Genomic DNA, 22,261 nt, shown 5'->3' on the forward strand with positions numbered 1-22,261 from the left:
AATCGATTGGCGATACTCACGACTTTCGCCTGTGCTAGACTAATTTTATAGATTAACACATTATTTATTACAATACAAGACTAAGAGAAAATAAAAAGTCGTCCTAAAAGGACGAGGCTTGTATCCCTAGTTCTCGGTCAAAACAGCTTTAGTCAAGGAGGGTTGGACAATTACAGCAGACCCTTACACGATTAAATATGAAGAACTCCAGTTATTTGGAAAGCTTGCTGGCTTTCGACGAAACGCGAGATCAATACCTTTGGTTTCAAACGGGTTGGAGGCAAAAAAAAAGAGTTCGGGGGATTACTGTTCATATTCAGATTAAAAATGATAAAATTTGGATCGAAGAAGATTGGACAGAAGTAGGTATAGCCAATGAATTATTAAATTTAGGAGTTCCTTCTGGTGATATTGTTTTAGGTTTTCATCCGCCAGACGTGCGTCAATTTACCGAATTTGCGTTAGCTTAGCTTACCCAAGGTATCACTTAAGTTTGAGGGGTTCTGTGCAAAGACAATTAAGATAATCGGCTTATTTGTGGAAACCCTGATTTCCTGAATGAATGTAATCCTAATTAGTTATTTAAGCTTGAAGCAAGGATAAGGATTTATTGTTGATAAATTCACTAATGATCAGCTCTGAAAATAAGTTCGACCTAAAAAAGACATTATTTTGTTGGAAACACAAAAAAAGACAAGAAACCTGCTTTATTTTGGGTGGACAGATTCATGACTAGAAAGGTAATCAACTTTTCGGTACATCTACCTGGTCACGGTGCAAGGGTTTTGTTAAATTTTACCAGATTTCCTGGGAGCTGAGCAACTCTTAATGCCGCTCAAAGCCTTGATGAATAAGGGTTTTGGCTTTTTGCAGCAAGCCCTAATTATTCTCAATAAGCTCTCATCTTAATTCAAGACTATTCAATGGTGGTTGGAAAACCTTTTCCCCTGCACCCCTGCGCCTCTGCACCTGGGATCTCCAACCTGTTTTCGGACAGATCAGGATAACTTCCAGAGATTTGCGGTGTTCAATTGCCTAGGGCAGAAAATATTATTGAAGTATACAGCATCACATCTCAAGAGCTGGAGAGTTTTACTTTAGTCAAAACACACAGGGGTTAATCTATGAAACGCTCTATCGGTCAAAAAGCCACAATTAATGTTTGTTCCACCATACACTGTCCCTTTTTCGATAGTCAATGTTCTGTATCTGAAAGTTGTCCCAAGTATTATGAATCCTATCACTGTCATCTAGCCATTGTCTTTGCCTTTCATTCGGATGGACATTGGTTGTTTACCGCCAATGAACATGAACTGCGCCATATCCAACAAGTTAACGATAGCTGGATTACTCACTATGGTTCTATTCTAGGGCAACACGGAGATAGGCAAGACAATACACCGACAGGAACCCAGCGACTTTCTCCTCAGTGCGACTATCCGCATATCGAGAATGATGCTTTCCAAAATTCGCCGGAAATGACTCAGAAAATCTCCCCAATCAGTATTAGCCTGCTCGATGCTATTGAATTTGAGGACTATTAATGGAATAGTATTGACGTGACTACAAGCTAGTTATAGACATTCAGCAACATCGCGCGATCGCAAGCTTGTCATAGCGTTGTGACAAGGCTGTCACAGATAGGGATTATGCTGATATAGAGGAGTTGAGATTCCTTTCGATAATGAACGACACCGCCTTCCAAGTCACCTTGGGAGGCATTCCTATAGCGATAAGATTACTTGATTATTCATAAAAGTCCCCCACAAGTGCAAGGGACTTTTGACTATCCAATTTTCCACTAACTGATTACAGTTTCGTCCCACAAACCGGACAGAACTGATTCGTGGTTGGATTCTGAGTCCCACAGTTACTGCAATTGACCACCTCAGCCACCTGTTCTTGCTGACGGCGTTCTGGCAATCCGATCATTTGGGCATTACTCTTACCCGGTGCAACCATCGGATAACAATTCTCATTCTTGGTGACACGGACATCCAACAACACTGGACCATCATACGCCAACATTTGTGCGATCGCATCCTGAAGTTCGTCCCGATGCTTCACCACCATGCCCTTAACCCCATAAGCTTGGCACAGAATCACAAAATCCGGCATTCCTATTTCCATATTCGAGGACGAATACCGCTGTCCAAAAAACGCCTCTTGCCACTGGCGCACCATTCCTTGCCAGCCATTGTTAATAATCACAGTCTTGACACTAATGCCATACTGTGCTAATGTCCCTAGCTCCTGAATATTCATTTGTACCGAAGCATCACCCGCCACACAAACCACTTGCTGATCCGGGAGAGCAACCTTAACACCCATAGCCGCAGGAACCCCGTAACCCATTGTGCCTAAACCAGCACTGGAAATCCAACGGCGCGGTCCCGTCTTCAGAAATTGCGCTGCCCACATCTGATGTTGACCTACATCTGTCGTGTAGTAAGCATCTGGAGCTTGCCGATCCAACTCCACAATCACCTCTTGCGGCGAAATCGTATCGGGATACTGCGGCGCTTCCAAGGGATACTCTTGACGCCAACGCTGAATCCGCTTCAGCCATACCTGAGTTTGGTTCGGATCAGCCAGAATGTCCTGTTCCTCGTAGCGCCGTAATAACTTAGCCAGCACCTGCTGCACATCACCAACAATTGGCACTTCGGGGGCGCGGTTTTTGCCCACTTCCGCCGGGTCAATATCGATATGAATCACCTTAGCATGACTTGCAAACTGATCCAGCTTCCCAGTAACGCGATCGTCAAACCGCGCACCGACGGCAATCAGTAAATCACATTCACTCACGGCAAAATTAGCATAAGCCGTGCCATGCATCCCCAACATTCCTACCGACAACGGATGAGATTCATCAAACGCCCCTTTCCCCATCAGCGTTGTCGTGACCGGAATTTGGAACGTTTCTGCCAATTGCTTAACTTGTTCATGGGCATTAGCTGTAATCGCACCGCCGCCGACATAAAGTAACGGTTGCTGCGACTCTCGGATCAGATGCAATGCCTGATTAATTTGTCGGGGATTTCCCTTAACCGTAGGACGATACCCTGTCAACTTAACCATACCTGGGTCAACAGGTGTATAGTCAAATTCTTCTAGTCCCACATCCTTGGGAACATCAATTAACACTGGACCTGGACGCCCCGTACTAGCAATATGGAACGCTTCAGCCACAATCCACGCCATATCACGAGGATCACGCACCACATAAGAATGCTTAACAATCGGCAGTGTAATCCCAAAAATATCCGTTTCTTGGAACGCATCCGAACCAATCGCCGCCCGTGTCACCTGTCCGGTAACCACCACTAAAGGAATCGAATCCATGTGGGCGGTAGCAATCCCTGTCACTAAGTTTGTCGCCCCAGGACCCGATGTGGCAAAACAGACACCCACTTTCCCTGTTGCTCGGGCATATCCATCCGCCGCATGAGCCGCACCCTGTTCATGGCGAACCAAGAAATGCTGCATTTCCCCGCGTTCTTCCCACCGATACAGTTCATCATAGATCGGCAGGATTGCACCACCGGGATAGCCAAAAATATGGTCAACCCCATGACGCTTCAGACTATCCATCAAGGCGTAAGCACCCGTGCGACGGGTAACGGTTTTTTGTTGGACTTCTTTTTTAGAGATACTTTGGTAACGCACCAGATACCCTCACTAAACGATTAACAGTTTTTCTAAGAGTTTTGTATATTCTGACAGTAGGTTCACCAGACCTCTGGTAGATTTTTAAATTGAGCAAGTAGCCTTTTAGTTTAAAACAAATATAGGATCACTGTCTAGTTGTCATTGGTCATTGGTCATTGGTCATTGGTCATTGGTCATTGGTCATTGGTCATTGGTCATTGGTCATTGGTCATTGGTCATTGGTCCTTGGTCCTTTGTTCCCCCTGCTCCCCCTGCTCCCAGACGTGCCATGGCACGTCTCTACACAGCTTCCCCAACTCCCCCTGCTAATGGCTCGATTCAATCCCCCTCTGCCGTAACTGCTGCATGAAAAATTCCTCCAGAGAGGAACGTGCTAGAGTAATCTCGATTAATTGCGCTCCCATCAGGCGCAGACTGGCAATAAATTCTTGGGGTTCACCTTTGAGTTCACCGTACCAGCTATCTTCCTCGAATACCAGTTCCTTAACCCAGCGTTGAAGAATGTCGATGTTACCGCCTTTCCCACGAACTTGGTAATGAGTCGCTACACCCAAAAGTTCATCCAGTGTGCCAACACAAATTAACTCTCCCTCTGCCAGAATCGCAATGCGATCGCATATCTTCTCCACATCCGATAAAACATGGCTATTGAAGAAAATGGTTTTCCCTTGCTCCTTGAGTGAGAGAATAATTTCTCGGATCTGATAGCGTCCCATGGGATCGAGTCCCGACATCGGCTCATCCAGAAACACGACATCCGGGTCATTGATCAGGGCTTGTGCCATACCGATGCGCTGAAGCATTCCCTTAGAATACTGTCGCAACTGCTTCTTTTTTGCCGCCGACTTCGATAATCCCACTAATTCCAGCAATTGGGGAATGCGTTGACGTTGACGACTTTTAGGGATTTGAAACAACCCGGCGGTCAGTTGCAAGAATTCCCAACCTGTCAGATAGTCATAGAAATAGGGATTTTCTGGCAAATACCCAATTCGCTGCTTTACTCCGCGATCGCCAATCGGTTTTCCCATCAGCCAAGCTCGTCCGGAGGTAGGACGAACAATCCCCAGTAAAATTTTCAATAGCGTCGTTTTACCTGCTCCATTCGGACCAAGCAAGCCAAACGTCTCTCCCGGTTCAACAGAGAGAGAGCAATTTTTCAGTGATTCAATTTTTTGATTCAGCCAAAAGCCAGTGCGATAAACTTTGCTTAGCTCAGAAGTTGCGACAACTGGACTCTGGTCAAGGGTAGTCAATGCCCCTGGCAAATCAGCAGTCGAATCCATTCCCTGTTAATTGAATTACATAATTGACAGTTCTATCGTTATAACTGTATCAGTATATTGCTGTTTCTGGTACACAGCGTAAGCATGAATTGAATGTTTTCTTCCCCAACTTCCAGACGTTCCATCGGAACGTCTCCCCCAGCTCCCCCAGCTCCCCCAGCTCCCCCTGCTCCCCCAGCTCCCCCAGCTCCCCCAGCTCCCTCTGCTCCCCCTGCTCCCCCAGCTCCCCCTGCTCCCCCTGCTCCCCCTGCTCCCCCTGCTCCCCCTGCTCCCCCTGCTCCCCCAGCTCCCCCTGCTCCTCCCCCGCGCCATTATCGACGCATTGCCGTAGACTGACTCTGAGAATGTTGGGCAACTTGCTGGGCAACATTGGGATCATACAACCGTAAATAATTCCAATAGTTCCCAAACACCTGCTTCACATAATCTCTAGTTTCATCAAAAGGAATGGATTCAACAAACTCATCCGGATCGCCAGGGCTTTGTTGTTGCAGCCATTTTGATAAATTTCCTTGACCGGCATTGTAACTGGCGATCGCGAGTAAGGAGTTGTTGTTATAAGACTGGTGAACTTGTTGCAGAAACCAGGTTCCCAATTTAATGTTATCGTCCGGATTTTCCAGAGAATAATCCTCCACATCAATACTTTCTGCCGCCCACTCCCCCGTACTGGGCATCATTTGCATTAAACCGACAGCACCAGCACCGGAACGAATATCAGGTTCAAAGCGAGATTCTTGGCGAATTAGGGCAGTTACCAATAAAGGATTGAGTTGCCGCTTTTGGGAGTAAGTTGAGATCTTATCTGAGAAAGGAAAGGGATAGAGTGCTTGCCAGTAGGTGAATTTTTCCCGTAAGTCTTGGTACTGCGCTTGTTCTTTGGGGGTATCCCGATCTTCTAAGCTGGCAATGGTAGAAATGCCGCTCAAGTAATCTCCGATTGCCAACTGCACCAAGCCATCGGTAAACTGTTCTGCAACGGTAGGTTCGAGACGATTTTGGAATTCGGCTTTCCAAAGTATCCAAGCCTCTTGGTCTTGACCCAGTAAATAGAGTTCCTTGAGAGCGGCTGAACCGACCGGTAATACGGGTCGAGTTTTCGGCAGCACCAGTTTCGGATCAAGTTGACGGACGGTTTTAAAGTCGCCCACATCCCAACCCAGCTGCACGGCAGAGCGCCACGCATAGTAAGACTGGGGGTGGTTGGTAATCACCTGCTCGAATGCGGCTTGGGCATCCTGTCGGCGTCCCAATTCCCTTGCCCATTTGCCCACCCAAAAGCCCGCCTGACGTGCCAGGAAACGATGGGGATTTTCGGTGGTAATCGGTTTTGCCCATTCCCAAGCCGCCTCGACATTGCCGGATTCAGCGTGCGATCGCGCCACTTGCCAACGGTAGGCGGCGGCGGCGTCGGATTCGCCATACTCATCAATCAATTGTTTTCGGGCTTCCTCGGCGGCTTGATAACTCCCTAGGCGTTCCAGAGTTTCAGCTTTAACCAAAAGGGCTTCCCCGGCGCGTTCGGGGAAGCGTTCAATCACTTTGTCTAGATAGGGAACTGCCTCAATATCCGGTTGCAGTTGCGCCAGTTCAATCAGGGCAGCGGGTGTTTCCTCGGCGTCGGGAAAATCACTCACCATCTGTTTGTATGCCTGTTTAGCGTCCGCGTACTTCTGGGCAAATTTGAGGGCTCTGGCGACTAAATAGGCATTATCGGAAGTCTTGGCAGCTTTTGCATAAGCTGCGCTGGCTTGACCATATTTCCGATCTCGCCAGTAACCCACCGCGATCGCTTGCCAATCCTCTGGTTTAATTAGAGGTTGATCATCGGAGTCAACTGCCCTACCGTAGTTTGCCACCAATTGGTCTAAGATCGGTGTCACATCTGGAGTGACTTCTGGGGTATCAAAGGCATATCGAGCCAACAGCAGCATCAACTCAGGCTGATCGGGATTCTCTTGGAGGCGCTCTCCTGCTAAGTCCAGAATCAACGGATGAGATGGATAGTGAGCGACGGCTTTCTCCCAGTATTTGGGATCGTCAATAGGCGGTTCATAAAGCTGCTGGATTTTCTCTTGCCAACTCGGATTGGCGGACAATGATTTGATCTCGTCTTCCTGATACTGAGACTCCTGGGAGAAAAGAGCATAAAGCGCATCAGCCGCAACGGGCTGATCCGCGTAACGTTGCAGCAGATTTTGCCATTCTGTGAGGGCTTTGGTTTTCTCACCCATCTGTTCGTAAGCTTGGGCGCGTTTAACCGCGATATAGCCACCCAGGACAGGATAATCTGACTCCAATCCCTCTAACCAACGCAGCGCCTCCTTGCCCTTGTCTTGTGCAATTAAATCCGCTGCCAAAAGATAACGCGCACGAGACTTATCAATGGAATTTTTTCCTTGCGCGATCGCCTCAAGTTTGGCTTTTCGCTGGTTCGCTGGTAAAGACGCGAGTCGCAAAACCGCCGTGTCGCTCTGTTTTTCTGGGTTAAAGGAATTATGCTGCACAAATGGCAGCCGGATGGTCAATTGACCCAGCCCTCTGGTATACTTTCCCCCGATCAGCGTTCCTCCCCAAATTAGACCAGCGAGTCCGACTCCAGCAACTAGAGCGATTTGTCGTCTTCGTTGTCTACGCCTTGAACGGCTGTGGGGGGCGAAAATCTCGCGTCTTTTATTCATAGAACCTCCTGGTGACGCACATCTATCTTAGATCCGGTTAAACTCATCCCCCGCCAAATCAGGGGGATTTCCAATTCAGGGTTCATGGCTAATCCACAATTAACGATGATTCTGAACTCGGCGGTAAGTTGTTTTCCCTCCCTCCAAAAGAAGGTGGGCTTCCCGCCGCTTTTGGTAAAGATCGGCAGAACACGATGGCATTGCCCAGTTTGATTGTACGTTTATCTCTGGTTAAGGTGGGAAAGTTTCCCGAACCGTTTTTGGATAGGGGTTAGCGTTTCGGTCGTTTTTTCAGACCCAATCGTCGAACGATATACTGACGCTGCACCCGATCAAATTTGGTTTTCCTTGTGATCTTCCATTCTTCAATATAAGCGCCCACCAGACAAGCCCCAATTAGATCGGTACTATCTAAATTGGTATTTTTTAGCGTCGCCCCCTTTAGGTTAGCCGACTGCAAATTGGCGTGGCTGAGATCGCTATTGATGAAACTCGCCGCGACTAAATTAGCCCCCCGCAGATTCGTTTCCGGTAAGCGAAGATTGTCAAAGTTTTCCTCTTGTCCTTCACCCGTAACCACTAATCGCCGAATTTTGGGGTGATCCAAATAGGTTGTTCCCACACGGGACAGTTCCAGTTTTTTGGCTTGAAACCAGCAAGTGCGCGTCACCTTGGCTTGTCTAAAATTGGTGCTTTTGAGCAGTGCTTGGGTGAAATCCGCGTCCGTTAAATCGGCACCCTGAAAATTTGTTCCCCCAATCGCAGCAAAGGCAACCGCAACCCGACGAATCAAGGCGTAGTTTTTATCCCCGATTAAGGCTCGCCAGCTTACATAAGCAGAAAGTCCAGCCACACCCACCGCCACAATCACCGCCACTGTTGCGGCACTGGTTGCTGCTACTACGGAGGCTCCCGCTGTAACCACAACCACTGAACCAGCGGCGGCGACGACACCAGCTCCGGCGGCGACGATGGCGACAGCACTAGCAGCAGCGATAGCTCCGGCGGCGGCTCCGGCTGCCACGACTGCCATACCAATTGCAGCAGCGACGGCGAAAGCACTGGCAGCTACTAAAGTTACCGCTACCGCTGTGGCTCCTGTCAGAACTGCCACCATTGCCGCCACCACAATTGCCACAACCCAAACTCCTAACGCCATAATCAGCCCTTGGCGGATCGTCAGGCTGACAAAAACGCCCAAAGCGATTAGAATAAACGCACCCGCTAATATTTCGATCAGGTTCTGACTAATCAGCGCCGCTCCGGTGATTACACCCGCCAAGGCGGAAACAAAACCCGATAGGGTGGATAGAAATAGAGCAACCAGCAATAGAATCATTGCCCAGTGTTGCTGTAATCCAGCTTGGCAATAGCTAAAATTTGCCCCTGTTAGGATAGCATTGCTAAAATCTGCGCCTCGGATGTCGGCGTGGCTGAAATTAGCACCTGCCAAGTCAGTTCTGCCTCGAAACGAGCGACCTTGCAGATTTTGACCGGAGTAGTCCTGAGCCATCATAACCTCCGAATGGATGGGGCAACCATAAGACAACGGGCGTTGGTGGAATAGAAATTTGCATTCAGCAAGGTTTCGACTTGACCAACTCTTATGCTGTAGAATAAAACATTTAGTGGAACAATTGAACGAGAATAGCGACGGCTTATGCTTTTAGATTAGCCGCAAGATGGTATCAATCACAATGTTTTCTATGCTCTATTGCCTATTTTCTGTTCCCCGTTTTTCGTGATCAGCAATTTCTAATTACAAGTCACCATTTATCAATGAATCGTTCAAAAATTGTGGCAATTATTACTGGAGCCATTTCCATACTTCTGGCACTGGCATACCTTCTTCTGGTTCAGCTTTTGGACTTTCGCGGAGAAATGATTCCCGCCCCGGTAAGTCACTTACCACAGGGCGTTCAAGTGATGAATCATGACTTGTAAATTATGAATTTTATGTTCCCCGTTTCCTGTTCTCTGACAAATGACAAATGACAAATGACAAACTTAATGTTCCCAGTCGTCCTGTTGAGAATCTCTTAAATCTTTCACCTCTGAAGCATCTCTCAGGGGCATAACCACTCGTGCGATCGCGTCTTGGATAAATACTTTCATAAATTCATCCTTACGGTTTAGCTGAAATTGCTGCTGCACAACTTCTGTTATCCCCCCATCGCCCCAGTCTTGATCATGACGGAAGTATTCAATAAAACTCTTCCCAGCAATTCGGATTAAATACGCCGCCGTTACCCCTTGAATCGCTTTGCCAACTAAATAGGTAGCGATGTGAAATTGTAGCGCCCTTGATAGAAGTTGCATCGCCCCTTGAACAATTCCCAAACTGGCTAAGGTTTTTCCCAAAGACAGCGCTAATTCTCTCCCCCGTTCCATATTCAAATCACAGCCATAAATTCGACCAATTTCCACCACCATCTGGGCGTTAACCGCCGCCGTTGCTAATAAATCGACGACAGGTAACGGCGTAACCGCAATCACCCCAGCGCCAATCCACTGAAACCGTTCCACCACTTTCTCCGCCTGTCGCCGCCGTTGCTGATCAATCAGACGACGGGCGTCTTCGCCTAAACGCTGAGACTGGAGTAAGATATTATCCGCAATCAAATCTTGCCCTTCAGCCCGTAGTACCGCCGCCAGACGGCGGATTAAGGGTATGATCTCAGGGTCAGGTTGGACGTCTTCCCCATTGTCTAATCGTACAGATTGGGGATTGGCGGCAATGGCTACCACATCTGATGCAGCAATAAAGCCACGTACCTGATGGCGTAACCGGGCTAGAATCGTTTCTTTATCCGTATCGGTATAGAGATCCACTTTATTGAGAACCAACAGCGATCGCTTACCAATATCCGCGAGACGACGTAACGGTTCATATTCCGACTGTCGCAAATCATTATCCACCACAAACAATAATAAATCGGCTTCCGTGGCAAGCTGTCGCGCCAGTTGTTCCCGTTGGGTACCCACCACACCCGCTTCTAAAATACCAGGTGTATCGGTAATCAAAATCTGCCGTTCTACTCCCTTCAACCTTAGCGTATACGTTTGTCCCTGATCCGTGGTTCCCATCGGTGCGCCCACTTGACCCACCATCTGCCCAATGAGAGCATTAATCAGAGAGGTTTTCCCCGATGAACCCGTGCCAAAGATGACAACCAACAGTTCCCCACGGGCTAACGTCGCCTCAATCTCACGCGATCGACTCAACAGGGCTTGCTGGGCTACCTCATCTTGAATTTTCTGCACCTGCTGTCGCACCGCTTTGAGGGTTTCAGAAGCCGCTTCCGTTTTCGCCTGCGGTACTTTTGGCGTCGGGCGGCGTCGGCGAGAGGATTTGGGGCGGCTGAATGTCCAAACGTAATAGACAAACGTGGCAATTAACAGGATCAGGAGGACAATTAGCAATAAGACGAGCAAATTTGCCAGTAGAGGCGAATTTAACGACCAATAGAGTCGATTAATCGAGTCAATCAGCCACAGGATTAGCCCCAGAATGATACTGAGACCGATAATGAGCGTCAGTAGGCGGGGTAGGGGCATAATGGTTTCAGAAGGCTCCAGGGCAGAGGGCAGAGGGCAAAGGAGTGATAACTATAGTTTAGCGATGGGCGGAGAGTGTCAATGAGAGCTGGCAGCACGGGTAATAGATCCCACGTTACCGTGTGGTAAACCAAGAGCAACGAACTATACTGAATGGATAATGCTGATCATTTAGAGACATTCTTTACAGCCTAAAAAACGATGAGTCTATTCAATCAAATTCTCGGTGCGATTAATAACCCCTCTCAGGAAGCTAGTTCTGGTCAATTAGCTGGCATTCTCAGTACCGTGCAAAACCTCAGCCAAAGTGCCGAGGCTGACCCCTCTACGATTCAATCGGTTTTATCTATCGTTGGCAAATATGCCCGTCCCGCGTTGCAACAAAAGCGAGAAGCGGAAGGAGAACAGGAGACACAATCCTTTATTAACCAATTCAGTGGTACAGGTGCTAACAATCAAGCAGTCAACTTACTCTTTAATACACCACAAATCCAACAGTTAGTAGAGGAAGCCGAACAACGGACAGGACTTAATGCGGCTACCATTCAATCCCTGTTACCCATGTTGGTTCCCTTGGTGCTGAACTTACTTAAAACTGGAACCAATAACCAAAATCCTGAAGGATCGAATCCTGTGTTGAACTCATTCCTCGATACAGATGGTGACGGCGATGTGGATATTGCTGATGCGATGCAAATGGCGTCTCGTTATCTGAATCCTTAGCTTGTTTGTATGTATGTAGTAGGCACTTTAGTGCCTTAAAAGGCTTGATTTCCCGGACTACGAAAAGGCTCATACAAGTCCGATACTAGCGGACATCATATTACAGGTGTTTCGGGCGCACGTCGGTCATCCGTGTCAACTTAAGGTAGAAAACCAATGCTGGCAAGGTTTTAAGCTGTGTCTATCTACTCCTCGACATTTTCCCCCTCCCCCTAACCCCAACTCCGGCCCCCCTCGTTCCCCCCAGGGGGTTTTCATTAGCTATTAGCCAAGAACTTGAGTTCTTGGCTAGTTACTACCAATAATTAAATTACAAAAATGGCAGCTAGCCTCGTGATTGGCGACGGCGTAAAGCCATACCCGCAAAGGTCAAACCAATGCCAGCAATCCCAGCCAGACCCGAAGGTTCAGGAACTGACTTAAGCTGCCATACCCATCGTTATCTTGAGTTACGCTCATTGCCGTGACATTTTGATAAACCCCAGTACGGCTGACTTGAGAATCATTAGTTTCAGCAAAGCGAATTCCAAATAGATCACCATCATTCATCGCTGTGGTAAAATCTTTTCCAGAAAAATTAAAGAACAAATCACCAAATCCCACATTGTTGTCAACCGCTCCTGTGTCTTTATTTCCTTCTAAGGGTGTGCCACCTGTTAGAGCCACAAAAATACTATCGGCTGTTTCTTTCATGGCTAATCCTTTGATGTCATACTTAGCACCACCAGAGCCATCACTGAACGAATCAATCCCATAGTTCCATCCGTTATGTAATTGTCCAGCGTTGGCTTGCTGACCCAGCATAGAAATTAAGCTAACTGCAACAACAGCACTGCCGATAAATTTAGACTTTGTTGGTATTCATTGCGTCAATTCTCATAAATTACAACTTTTGTACTTATAATTAAAGCAATTTAAGATAAAGCTGTTGTTAAGTTCGCACAGTTTCTTGTGTTGTTTATTTAAAAATGGAAAAATTAATAAATATAAAAAATTAGAAATTTATCATGATTATTTTTGTAAAAATCTAGATAATAAAGCAGAGTTAATTAAGGTTAAAATAAACTCTGAATACCAGTTAAAACTAGCGAATGCCTTTGGGAAAAGACGGCACGAGAGGGGGAGGGTTTTGTTCCTTGGAAGCACGGGAAGCGGGCATGATGTCTGCACTACACCAAATTGAAAGAAATGGGATGCTCATGCACGAGAGTATCCATTACTGTAGCTGACGGGGTTCACGAACGCCGATGCCTCGTGAAGACTACCGGAATTAGTCCCCCCATCGCTCAAAGAGCTAGAGAGCGTGTTATCTTGACTGAAAGCCAAACGTTTTTTGGAGGCTGGTGACTGCCAGCGATTTTCACGGCAAACGTGTATGACTTTGAACAAAACGGTAACGGATCAGTCTGCCAAGGGAGGGACTTCAATACCTGTGGACAAACCGAATCAGTCAACAGTAGCAGAACAATCGACCCCATCTATATCGCCGAGATCCAAGTTCTGGCAACAAGTCCGAGAAAATCTACAAATTATTGCGATCGCACTCGCCCTAGCGCTGTTGATTCGAGTCTTTATTGCCGAACCGCGCTACATTCCCTCAAACTCGATGATACCGACATTGAACATCGGCGATCGCGTAGTTGTGGAAAAAATCTCTTACCACTTCAAACCCCCAGTCAGTGGGGACATCATTGTCTTTAATCCACCACCTCAACTGCAAATGCAGGGATTTACCGAAGACCAAGCTTTTATTAAACGAATCATTGCTACACCGGGTCAAATCGTCCAAATTCAAGATGGCAAAGTCTATATTAATGGGGAACCGCTAGACGAAGTTTACATTGCCGAACCCCCAAACTATCAGATGGCACCCGTGCGCGTTCCGGAAGGTCAGTTATTTGTCATGGGAGATAATCGCAACAACAGCAACGACTCTCACGTTTGGGGATTCTTGCCTCAACCTAATATTATTGGTCACGCTTGTTTCCGCTTCTGGCCCCCCAGCCGATTCGGTTTAGTTTGATGTCTGTAACTCCAGTTGGGAATGAGTTAGAAAATAGATGACAATCGAAATCTACGTCAGTACAGATATTGAATCTGATGGTCCCATTCCTGGACCTCACTCAATGTTGAGCATTGCCTCGGCTGCTTTCAAAGCAGACAAACAATTAATTGCAACCTTTACAGCCAACCTGGAAACCTTGCCAGGAGCAACAGGTCATCCCAAAACCATGAAATGGTGGTCACAACAACCCACCGCCTGGGAAGCCAGCCGAGTTAACCCACAGCCCCCCGAACACGTAATGCGGGACTATCACACTTGGCTAGAAGCATTACCAGGTCAACCGATCTTTGTTGGCTATCCGGCTGCCTTCGACTTTATGTTTGTCTACTGGTATTTGATTAAGTTTGTCGGCGATAGTCCTTTTAACCATTCGGCACTCGACATCCGATCCTATGCGATGGCATTCCTCAAACAAGATTATCGTGAGTCAGGGAAGAAAAATATACCCCCTGAGTGGTTGGAGGAAATGCCCCTGACCCACGTTGCTCTTGATGATGCAATACAACAGGGTAAGTTATTTTGCAATCTTGTGCAACACAACTTACAACAATAGACGGTAGTTTACATTAAGAGTGGAGACCCTCAACGTAAGCTTTAATTGTCGGTAGTGCCATCATCTTTTCGTAGAAGAAATTATTGACAATCTGCATCACCTCTGATCGTGCTGCCTCGACTTGGGGACCCAGTGGAACCCCTTCTTGCTGACGACTAATGCAGCGGGATAAACGCAGGAGATGGCGGGTAATTTCTAATTCCTCTTCCCCTTCCAAAACCTTGATCACGGACAGAATCAGTTCATCCGTTTGATCAAGAATATGATCAATATCAAACACCGCACCTTGGTCGATGGCATCTTTCACCGTTCGCACTAAGGCGTGAACTTGATACAGTAATGCGGCGGGTTCATCAAACAGTTCCCGTAGGAAGGCAGCTTCCTCATATTGCCCATTCAGGCGGAAGATATTGTACAGTCGTTTAGCCGCTTTGCCATAGTTGGGATTATCCGGCTTAAAATATTTTTTAACTTCCTTTTCCAACTGCGTCACATAATCATCCATGACATCAGTTGAAACCTGCTTCACCAGTTTGGAAAAGATGGGGGCAGATTCAGCATCGAGGTAAATTTCTTGGAAATAGCCGTCTAGATAGCCGTCTAAGGGAGTGATTGTACCATCGGGAGCTTCCCAGGTGACATCCAACATATTGCTGGCGTTAGACAATTGACGACGCACCGGATCGGCAATCACCCAGTCTAGCTTACACCAACCCGGATCATCGGCGACCGAATCCCAAGTGATGGTCATCGGATTTCCTTGCAAGTCGCTGACTTCAATTTGCTCAGCGACAACCTCATCCGGGGACCAGGAGATAGGTGAGCCTTTGTGATAGGAGTGTTCATCACGGATCACATCTTGGGGATAGCTACCAAATTTCAGTTCAACTAATTGAAAATTATCACCTGAGCGGCTGTTGATGGTTTTCTCACGCATAATTCGGGAGAGAATCTGGCAGGCTTCCGCCCGGGTTGGGGCAATAATATTCACCCGCTCAAAGTAGTCACAGTCCCCTGGGTGAGTTTGAACCTTAGATTGAGCCGCTGAACCTGAGAGCGCCAACGCTGTTTCGACAACACCAGGAACATCGTCAAATTCTACAATTCTGCCGATGGTGCGAAAACGCTCTAGATCTTTGGGGTCAAAATCTAACATACTGACCTTATGACCAAAAACCCCCGTATCTTGATCAACGGTAATATCGCTGTCTCCTGTGGCTTCGGTGATGGAGTTCATCCATCGTTCCAATTCTTGTTCCTTGAGTTCAACCCCTAATCGACGGGCAGATTCAATCACGCGGTTACGCGCATCTGCCGTTTGATCTGGTTTTGTAGTCATGTCGGATCTCCTAAAGATAAATAATTGAGCAAGGATTTGATGGGTCAAGAAACCTCAAGCTCTTTGTTGCCTTCTGCTTTTTGCTATAGTCTAAGCTGTTCGGCATTTAAACCTTAATGTCAATAATGACGAAATCATTGTAGTGCGAGCCAGAAAGCTCGCTACTAATACCCAATTTAAATGCATGACAAATGCATGACAGCTTATCAACCAAAAAATAGGATTATATCATTTTGTCATAGTTTAACCCCAATGGCTCACACGTTTGATAATTTTATTCCTCAAAACCCTTGTCTAGATGGGTTTCGAGCATTTTTAGACTACCCCAGAATTTTGACAGAGTGTTGCCAGCCTTTTTCTACGGTCAATCCAGGTTGTATAAACCTTTGGGCAATTGGGGTGAGAGATCCGGGGTTATTGCCAAGTTAGGAAAAACAACAAATATTAATCCCTAAAAACGCTCCTAGTAAAACCTATTTTTATTACTTCTTAACATGAAAAAAATCTTTTTTATTGCCCTACTTCCTCCTCAAACCATTCAAGGCTCGATTATGGAGATCAAGCAACATTGTGCTGATGTTTATGAGAGTAAAGCAGCCCTCAAATCTCCACCCCATATTACACTGCAATCCCCTTTTAAATGGGAAGTCGATGATGTACCTATTCTCGAAGAATCCCTGAAAAGTTTTGCTCAAACCCGAATACCTGTTCCGATCACCCTTCAAGGGTTTGGGGCATTTAAACCTCGCGTTATTTACGTCAATGTTCTGAAAACTCCAGAACTGATCGCGATTCACAAGGATTTAGTGGCATATCTAGAAGACTCTTTAGGTATCGTTGATGAGCGTTCTAAAAATCGTCCCTTTTCTCCTCATGTCACTGTGGCATTTCGGGATTTGAAACGGCAGAATTTTCGCAAGGCGTGGATTGAATTTGAGAACCAACCGTTAGAATTTGAGTTTTTGGCATCTCATCTTACTTTGTTACTTCACGATGGTCGGCGATGGAATGTGAATGTAGAGTTTCCTTTTTTAACCTGATCATATTATATCTTTAGTAAGGATAAAAAAAGTAGAGACATTGCCAGCAACGTCCCTACTGACGTGGCACACCTAAACAAGATGGATTAGCATTGTAGGGGCGCACCGACGTGCATTGGTGTCAACTTAAGCTCAAATGCCTGGGGGGGTAGGAGCTACCATACTTGCAGAGATCCGACCAATTGCTTCCTCAATATCTACAGACTCAACATGATTATGTACCAAGGCATTGTAGGCATCGGCTGGACGCATCGCTGGTTCGGGAAGCGTCAGATACATATCATGAATAGCTTGTAAGATGGACTTATGGCAGTTGCGATCAACCAAAGGGATTATCGTTTATCAGCTTACATCGCATTGATATCTATCACTTCAGAGCGATCGCAGAATTTTCGATAAAGATTGCTGATGGGGATTCGTGCAATCATACCAATACCAACTTGAAGAGTAGGATCAACGTTAGACTCATCACTACCATCACCCCGATTAGATGCTCCAATTGCTCAAGCACACGGGGGAGTTTGAGTACCACTCGTTGAAAAATTAAAAAATATGCCAACCATCCCATGGCGATGATTGCTAGGTTTTTGGTGATATTTAACAGGGTGTATCCTTCCAAATACATCCCACTTGCGGCAATCAGCGCACTGAGTAGTAATAGGATTGGAGTCCAGAAACTGGCTCGAACAGGCTTCTCTTTCCCATGGGGCAGAAGGATGAATTTGGCATACACCATCGCAGTTCCCACCGCCCCCAGGTTCATGACAATCCATTGCCATTGCCAAGACTGGACATTCTTCAACGTCAAAACCTTCGCGCCAAAGCCGGCGAACAAGGGAAAGCCCGAAATTGAGAGGCTAGCCATAACTAGGGCAATCCAGAGTCCGGTATTCATCGGCTGCTCTTTGAGTTCCTTAAAGTTTCGGCTGGGTAAGTTTCCCGCGATCAGGAACAGCGTTGATTTCGCCAATCCATGGGCTAGGGCAAAAAAGCCACCAACTTCTGGTGCAGCGAGTATCCAGCCTACTTGGGAAATCGTGCTACAGGCTAGGGTGCGCTTGGTATCTTTTTCAAAGATGGCATATCCGACTCCCAGCAGTGCGGTTCCCACGCCGAAGAGTCGGACAATGGGATCGATCGCCTCCATCATCAAGGCAAAGCGCACCAGGGGAAACACGCCTGTTTTCACCACAACCCCTGAGAGCAACGCTGACACAGGTGTTTCCGATTCCGAGTGGGTCAACGGTAACCACAATCCCGATACAAAAATACCCCCCTTACTCAGAAGTCCCAAAACAATCAGGGCAACTGCCTCGATGGGTGCATTACTCAAACCCTCATAAGCAAAGGAATAATTCGCCTGATACACCAACACCGCACCCACCAGATAAAACAGCATGGCTACATTGCCGACAAACATATAGCGTAACGCCACCCAAATCGAACGATTGGTTCGGGAATAGGCAATTAACAGAAATGCGGCAATACTAATAACCTCTAGCGAGACGTATAAGCTGATGAAATCGGCACAGATAAACGCGGCATTGACACTGCCATGTAAAATAATCGTTTGTGTATAGAAGAACGCCGTTTTATTTGTATGCCAACAATAGAGGATAACGGCGGTTGTGACCAAGGCATTGGTCAATATAAAAAAACCACTTAATTGATCAACAATTAAGGTAACGCCGAAACTATCCAATAATTGCAGGGTTAATGGCGCTTTAGCTACAAATAATAACTGCAACGCATATCCAACCGAAACCAGGGCGACGCCCAGTGTGAGATATCGGTCAAGTTTGGGGAACAGATAAATGCTGAACCCCACAAACAGCGGTAGTGCAATCCAGGTAAGCGTCAATGTACTCATGGGGTATTGTATTTCTCAACCTCGCTGCTTTCTAAAATCTGATGATGCCGTGCTAGCGTCTTTTTTAAGATGATGCTGAAAAATTCGCCCAGAATAGTGGCGAATAGGCAGGCTGCTAACACGGCTATGCTTTCCGGTGAAAAGGTGCTAAAACATTTATAGCACGTTTTAATAGTGCTATAAAAGGCTGACACTATTGAAAAGTGTCAATACAGACGATAGACTCATACCACACCAACGGCTTGGTTTGAGCTTGGGAGCGACATGATAAAACATGCAATAGCCAGATTAGAGAACCGATTCGTGGCAAATCAATACTTAACCTCAGCCCTGAGTCGCCGAATACCGTTGGCGGCGGAAGGACTAAAGGTGTACCACCGGAACCTGTCTACTCTTGAGATCAGGACACTAAAACCGTGACCATTTTGGATGTATCAACACCGTTTCAATTGGTTGGACGGCAAGCGCAATTCCAACGAATTACCCAGGTTTTAGCCCATGAGGGCAACCTGTTGATTGTGGGAGTACCGGGAAGTGGACGGCGGACTTTGGTACGACGGGCGGCTCAGGAAGTTGGCGTGAAAATCCTGGAAGTTGACTGTATCCGGGTTACTGATGGTCAACGCTTCGTGCAACTGTTGTGCGAGAGTATCAATCAGACGTTTCTCAGTGCAACGGCTCACGCTTTAATGCAAGAGTGGATTGAACACAAGGCGGTTGAATTATTTGTCCTCAATGATAACGGACGAGGTAGAGCGCAGCTAAAACCTGTTCGGGTAAAGAGTCAAGAGCAGCAATGGAAAGCATTTGAGGGATTACTGGAACTCCTACAAGAATTAGCCGAATCTACAGGTGAACGGGTGGTGCTGATTTTGGAAAGCTTCCCCCATATTCGTTCTTGGGATCGGCATGGGGTGTGGGAAAATTTCTTGAAGCAAGAGATCGAGCGTCAGACTCAGGTGAGTTATGTATTGGTGGCAACGATCGCAGAAATTAGCATTCATCCTGATGAACCAGGGAATAGTTTAGAAATCGTGCAGCTAGCCCCCTTAGCGGATGATGTGGTAGCGGCTTGGGCGCAGGAGGTTCTGCATGTCGAAGGGCTAACATTCGATCCGCGATCGCAAGCCTTGGAATTGTTTGTCAATGCGGTGCAGGGACATTTAGGCGATGCTTCCGCACTGGTACGACGCCTCCAGTCGGTGCGAGTGGCTGACGGATTAATTCGCGATCGCCACATCCAGCAGGCAATCCAAGATCTATTATCTGACCTATCCATGGTTTTCGAGTCATTACTGATGCTGCTTCCGGCGAATCAGGCGCATCTGTTGGAATCTCTGGCGTTAGATCCGACTGACAAGCCCCAAAGTCGCGATTATATTCACAAACATTACCTATCCAGAGGGGGGAGTCTCCAAGGCGCGATCGCGGGATTACAACACAAAGGCTTGATTTATGGCTCCGAGCAAAATTATCGACTGGCTCTCCCTCTGTTGGCATTGTGGCTACGCCAGCGCTTGAGTTAATCCTTTTCTGGAGCTAGATCAGGGCACGATACCATCCATCCGCGTCAACTTAAGGTAGAAAGCAATGCTGGCAAGGTTTTAAGCTGTGTCTATCTACTTCTCGACATTTCCCCCTCATCCCCTAACCCCTTCTCCCCAGGGAGGGAGAAGGGGAACCGGATCTCTTGCTCCCCTCTCCCGTGCAAAAAAAGCGAAGCATCCTCTGTCATCCCCCCTCTTGTAGCAGCAGGGGGGAACGAGGGGGGTCGGGAGAGCTGACAGGTGTAGGTTTTTTACTTTAGGGTGGGGATAAGACAAGGGAGACAAGGAAGGAAAGTAGACAAGGAAGAGAAGAATTGTATAGCTCAAGAAGTATTCGGAGTAAAAACTGTTCGTGGAAATAAACCATTTAAGGAAATACCTTTACCACAAATCAAATCAGCAATAATGTTAATTAAGCCTTGTAAAAAACAAGCGTCTTGTCCTCTGTTGTTTCCTCAAGTCCGATTTCGGATTTATGAGAGAATCAGGCTTATTTTGCTCATTGAACTGTTTGGAGAGATGTTGCTGTTCTTCACTCCCTACAGTTACTGCCCAGAGTGTTGCTATTGCCATAGCTAACCAAATCCTTTCGGCTCGGTTTGGTTCTCTTAAACGAGTTTGGGAGCCACTGCCATCCATCACTTTTTAGATCTCGATAACTTGATTCAATCCAAGAACGTAAACCATACCAAAAGCTCTGAGCTTGTATCGGTTCTAAGTCGGTAACAATTAACCAGGGTTCTTTATATCCTTCATCCCAATGTGCTAATAAAGTGCAATCAATAGAATGGTTCTTAAAACAAGTAACCTAATCCGACCAACTTGTTCTGGGTTTTGGGGCGACTGTATCTAAACATCTCCATTCCCTGTCACATCTAAGTTGATAGCTTCCTTGATGATTAATTCTTAAAAAAGGATGCCAATTTAAGGAGCAAATTGTCTCAAATAGCCAGTCAGCATATAGTCCCCTATCCGCTGATACGATTACTTGCCAATCGTCGGGGACTACATCCTTGACATACTGAAAAATATGAAGCCAATGAGGTTTCCAAGAACCTTTTTCTGTACCTTTAACAATTTTCCAGGCTACAGGAATACCACAACCTTGATAAAGAACATGAAGGGAAAGAACAGTAAAATTCTGACCAATATTGGTTGCATCTATTGCTAAGGGTAGCCATTTATCTTCAGATTTCCATAAACTGATAATCCATTTGAGTAGAGGTGCAAAGCATTGTCTGACATCTACCTCTCTTCGTTTTCCCCCTTTCTTATCTTTACTATCTTGATACCATTCTTTCAGTCTTTGTCTGACTGTATTTCTTTTTTCTCCATTGATTTTGGCGATCAATTCTGAAACTCGGGTCAGACTACTTGAACCCGTCATCACCATGCCAAAGCTCCAAGTCGCTAAACCAACCACTTCAGGTAAAGACAAATGAGGAAAATGATAGGAGACGATTTTTGACCAGTCTTTTAAATGTTTATTCCGTAACATGGAATTAGATCTTCATGAGTTTTGATGGTTTTTTGGTCTTCTTCCTTGTCCACTTTCCCTCCAGGTCTTCCAAGTCTTACCTCCATTATACCGTCAATGTAAAAAACCTACCCTTGTGAGCTCGTTCCCCCCTACCCCCCTCGTTCCCCCCTACAAGAGCTATGCATTACTCACATCTTTCTTAACATTAGCGAGAGCGATCGCTCTCGCCCTCTCCAACCCCCATTCCTACATAGCCAATTCTCAATAAAACTTGATTTTTATCAAGAATGGTTTTTGGTTATTTGTCAAGCATAGTGGAATGAACCGAACTTGAAAGCCTTGTGAAACAAGGCTTTCAGGATTGTTAAGAAAGATGCGAGTAAGGGATAGCCTACAAGAGGGGGGAGGAGAGAGGATGTTTCACTTTTGTTGCATGGGGGAGGAGAG

At 46.5% G+C, this 22,261-nt stretch carries 20 protein-coding genes; 9 read left to right on the forward strand and 11 right to left on the reverse strand.

All coding sequences use genetic code 11. The annotated features are described in order from the left end of the window. Positions 1-197 precede the first annotated feature (197 nt). Positions 198-470: an element excision factor XisI family protein gene (locus RIG27_RS34500; protein WP_446351512.1), complete on the forward strand. Its 273-nt coding sequence runs from the start codon at positions 198-200 to the stop codon at positions 468-470. 654 nt (positions 471-1,124) lie between these two features. Beyond that, positions 1,125-1,544 carry a hypothetical protein gene (locus tag RIG27_RS34505; protein WP_446351513.1) on the forward strand — a complete coding sequence of 140 codons (420 nt, stop codon included), beginning with the start codon at positions 1,125-1,127 and terminating at the stop codon, positions 1,542-1,544. Positions 1,545-1,809: 265 nt separating this feature from the next. Here the strand turns inward: RIG27_RS34505 and ilvB are convergent, their stop codons facing one another. After that, a complete protein-coding gene (gene ilvB / locus RIG27_RS34510) occupies positions 1,810-3,669 on the reverse strand; it encodes a biosynthetic-type acetolactate synthase large subunit (protein WP_446351514.1) in 1,860 nt (619 codons plus the stop codon). A gap of 151 nt (positions 3,670-3,820) precedes the next feature. Between ilvB and RIG27_RS34515 the strand changes: the two genes are divergently transcribed. Further along, entirely contained in the window at positions 3,821-4,021 is a 201-nt protein-coding gene (locus tag RIG27_RS34515) for a hypothetical protein (RefSeq protein ID WP_446351515.1), read from the forward strand. Here the strand turns inward: RIG27_RS34515 and RIG27_RS34520 are convergent. The 3 genes from RIG27_RS34520 to RIG27_RS34530 all read right to left on the reverse strand — a co-directional run bounded on the left by RIG27_RS34520 (position 3,978) and on the right by RIG27_RS34530 (position 9,152). Further along, positions 3,978-4,958, reverse strand: a complete 981-nt coding sequence (locus RIG27_RS34520) for an ABC transporter ATP-binding protein (protein ID WP_446351516.1) — start codon at positions 4,956-4,958, stop codon at positions 3,978-3,980. The genes RIG27_RS34515 and RIG27_RS34520 overlap by 44 nt on opposite strands. A 311-nt stretch (positions 4,959-5,269) precedes the next feature. Then, positions 5,270-7,639: a lytic transglycosylase domain-containing protein gene (locus RIG27_RS34525; protein WP_446351517.1), complete on the reverse strand. Its 2,370-nt coding sequence runs from the start codon at positions 7,637-7,639 to the stop codon at positions 5,270-5,272. A gap of 271 nt (positions 7,640-7,910) precedes the next feature. Then, the gene (locus RIG27_RS34530; protein ID WP_446351518.1) at positions 7,911-9,152 is read right to left on the reverse strand and encodes a pentapeptide repeat-containing protein; all 1,242 of its coding nucleotides are present in this window, start codon (positions 9,150-9,152) and stop codon (positions 7,911-7,913) included. A gap of 266 nt (positions 9,153-9,418) precedes the next feature. On the opposite strand from RIG27_RS34530, the gene RIG27_RS34535 reads away from it, so the two are divergent. Further along, positions 9,419-9,583 (forward strand): hypothetical protein, encoded by a 165-nt coding sequence (locus tag RIG27_RS34535; RefSeq protein WP_446351519.1) that lies wholly within the window; start codon positions 9,419-9,421, stop codon positions 9,581-9,583. A 63-nt stretch (positions 9,584-9,646) separates the two neighbouring features. Here RIG27_RS34535 and RIG27_RS34540 read toward each other — a convergent pair whose 3' ends face one another. Then, on the reverse strand, positions 9,647-11,197 hold the full coding sequence (locus tag RIG27_RS34540) for a YcjF family protein (RefSeq protein WP_446351520.1): 1,551 nt from the start codon (positions 11,195-11,197) through the stop codon (positions 9,647-9,649). A 201-nt stretch (positions 11,198-11,398) separates the two neighbouring features. On the opposite strand from RIG27_RS34540, the gene RIG27_RS34545 reads away from it, so the two are divergent. Next, on the forward strand, positions 11,399-11,920 hold the full coding sequence (locus tag RIG27_RS34545) for a DUF937 domain-containing protein (protein WP_446341345.1): 522 nt from the start codon (positions 11,399-11,401) through the stop codon (positions 11,918-11,920). A 325-nt stretch (positions 11,921-12,245) separates the two neighbouring features. Here the strand turns inward: RIG27_RS34545 and RIG27_RS34550 are convergent, their stop codons facing one another. Both RIG27_RS34550 and RIG27_RS34555 read right to left on the reverse strand, forming a co-directional pair. Beyond that, positions 12,246-12,317 carry a hypothetical protein gene (locus RIG27_RS34550; protein WP_446351529.1) on the reverse strand — a complete coding sequence of 24 codons (72 nt, stop codon included), beginning with the start codon at positions 12,315-12,317 and terminating at the stop codon, positions 12,246-12,248. Then, positions 12,290-12,724: an XDD3 family exosortase-dependent surface protein gene (locus RIG27_RS34555; RefSeq protein WP_446351521.1), complete on the reverse strand. Its 435-nt coding sequence runs from the start codon at positions 12,722-12,724 to the stop codon at positions 12,290-12,292. Before RIG27_RS34555 ends, RIG27_RS34550 begins: the two co-directional genes overlap by 28 nt. Positions 12,725-13,295: 571 nt before the next feature. On the opposite strand from RIG27_RS34555, the gene lepB reads away from it, so the two are divergent. Beyond that, on the forward strand, positions 13,296-13,943 hold the full coding sequence (lepB, locus tag RIG27_RS34560; protein WP_446351522.1) for a signal peptidase I: 648 nt from the start codon (positions 13,296-13,298) through the stop codon (positions 13,941-13,943). Between the two features lie 37 nt (positions 13,944-13,980). Then, positions 13,981-14,538, forward strand: a complete 558-nt coding sequence (locus RIG27_RS34565) for a 3'-5' exoribonuclease domain-containing protein (RefSeq protein ID WP_446351523.1) — start codon at positions 13,981-13,983, stop codon at positions 14,536-14,538. Positions 14,539-14,551: 13 nt separating this feature from the next. On the opposite strand, the gene RIG27_RS34570 is transcribed toward RIG27_RS34565, so the two are convergent. Further along, the gene (locus RIG27_RS34570) at positions 14,552-15,877 is read right to left on the reverse strand and encodes a hypothetical protein (protein WP_446351524.1); all 1,326 of its coding nucleotides are present in this window, start codon (positions 15,875-15,877) and stop codon (positions 14,552-14,554) included. 494 nt (positions 15,878-16,371) lie between these two features. Here RIG27_RS34570 and RIG27_RS34575 point away from each other — a divergent pair, with 494 nt between their 5' ends. After that, positions 16,372-16,917: a 2'-5' RNA ligase family protein gene (locus RIG27_RS34575; RefSeq protein WP_446351525.1), complete on the forward strand. Its 546-nt coding sequence runs from the start codon at positions 16,372-16,374 to the stop codon at positions 16,915-16,917. Between the two features lie 132 nt (positions 16,918-17,049). Here RIG27_RS34575 and RIG27_RS34580 read toward each other — a convergent pair whose 3' ends face one another. Both RIG27_RS34580 and RIG27_RS34585 read right to left on the reverse strand, forming a co-directional pair. Next, positions 17,050-17,244 carry an Orn/Lys/Arg family decarboxylase gene (locus RIG27_RS34580; RefSeq protein ID WP_446340261.1) on the reverse strand — a complete coding sequence of 65 codons (195 nt, stop codon included), beginning with the start codon at positions 17,242-17,244 and terminating at the stop codon, positions 17,050-17,052. A 97-nt stretch (positions 17,245-17,341) separates the two neighbouring features. Continuing rightward, positions 17,342-18,787, reverse strand: coding sequence for a cation:proton antiporter (locus RIG27_RS34585; protein ID WP_446351526.1), 1,446 nt, complete (start codon positions 18,785-18,787; stop codon positions 17,342-17,344). A gap of 416 nt (positions 18,788-19,203) precedes the next feature. On the opposite strand from RIG27_RS34585, the gene RIG27_RS34590 reads away from it, so the two are divergent. Beyond that, on the forward strand, positions 19,204-20,313 hold the full coding sequence (locus RIG27_RS34590; protein ID WP_446351527.1) for an AAA family ATPase: 1,110 nt from the start codon (positions 19,204-19,206) through the stop codon (positions 20,311-20,313). 829 nt (positions 20,314-21,142) lie between these two features. Here the strand turns inward: RIG27_RS34590 and RIG27_RS34595 are convergent. Then, complete coding sequence (locus RIG27_RS34595) at positions 21,143-21,832, reverse strand: transposase (protein ID WP_446351528.1); 690 nt, start codon at positions 21,830-21,832, stop codon at positions 21,143-21,145. Positions 21,833-22,261: the final 429 nt, after the last annotated feature.

Source organism: Coleofasciculus sp. F4-SAH-05 (genome assembly GCF_040222985.1).
GTDB lineage: Bacteria > Cyanobacteriota > Cyanobacteriia > Cyanobacteriales > Coleofasciculaceae > Coleofasciculus > Coleofasciculus chthonoplastes.